The organism is uncultured Candidatus Kuenenia sp. (assembly GCF_900696675.1).
In the GTDB taxonomy this organism is placed as follows: Bacteria; Planctomycetota; Brocadiia; order Brocadiales; family Brocadiaceae; genus Kuenenia; species Kuenenia stuttgartiensis_A.
In genome coordinates this window covers 1-1041 of sequence record NZ_CAADGZ010000309.1, presented here as the reverse complement: position 1 = coordinate 1041, position 1041 = coordinate 1, and the positions used below count along the sequence as shown (strand labels likewise).

General features: G+C 37.9%; 1 protein-coding gene. It reads left to right on the top strand.

Annotation, left to right across the window (positions count from 1 at the left end):
* Positions 1-194 precede the first annotated feature (194 nt).
* Positions 195-1041, top strand: an 847-nt coding sequence (locus QZT26_RS17845) for an Rpn family recombination-promoting nuclease/putative transposase (RefSeq protein WP_295104129.1), incomplete at its 3' end; no start/stop codon positions are given.

Here is a 1041-nt window from a genome sequence, read left to right as displayed (position 1 = left end):
ATTTGCTTAGAAGTTGGAAAAATGCTTGGGAGTATGATCAATAATCCAAAGCCGTTTCTGATCTCCGCCCCCTGACCCCTGACCTCTGGTCTCTGGTCTCTGGTCTCTGGTCTCTGATCTCTGACTTCTGACCTATGACCTCAGATTAAAACCAATTAACGAATCAAAAGATAAATGTTACAGAAAGAGCATCAATGGAAATAATCAATCCACACGACAAATTTTTCAAAGAGACCTTTTCCATAAAGAAAAATGTAATCGATTTTCTCCAGGGAACATTTCCCCCTGAAATTTTGAAAAAGCTGGATTTATCCACTTTAACACAGGATAATAATTCATATATCGACGAGGAACTCAAAGAACATTTTTCAGACATTGTATACACCTGTTTCTGTAAAGACAAAGAACTCCGGATAACCCTTTTATTTGAGCATAAGAGTTATGCCGTAGCATGTCCATATCTGCAGTTGATGAAATACCTTTTAAAGATATGGGAAGCAAACAGCAAGCAGTCACAAAGGCTCATGCCGGTAATTCCGGTGATATTGTATAATGGCAAAGATGCGTGGAAAGTCAGGAGATTCAGAGACTATTTTGAAGGGATAGACGAGGTATTCTTTAGATTTATACCGGAATTTGAATATCTGCTGACGGATCTGAGTTGTTATAGTAATGAGGAAATAAAGGACAGGGCATTTAGAAGGGTATCCCTTCAAATAACCATGTTATTAATGAGGAATATATATAATGATAAAATTCTTGGAGACAAGCTAAAGGGATTCTTTGAAATAGGGAAGCAGTATTTTGAAGAGGGAGAAGGATTAAAGTTTCTGGAAAGTGTAATCAGGTATTTGTACTATGCGTCGGATATATCGGAAGAACGAGTTATAGATACCCTAAAAGAGATATCAGAGGAAGGAGGTAAATTAAGTATGACAATAGCGGCGAGATTAATAGAAAAAGGCAAAATGGCTGGTAGGGCGGAAGGTAAAGTAGAAGGTAAAGTAGAAGGTAGAGTAGAAGGCCGGATAGAAGGCCTAA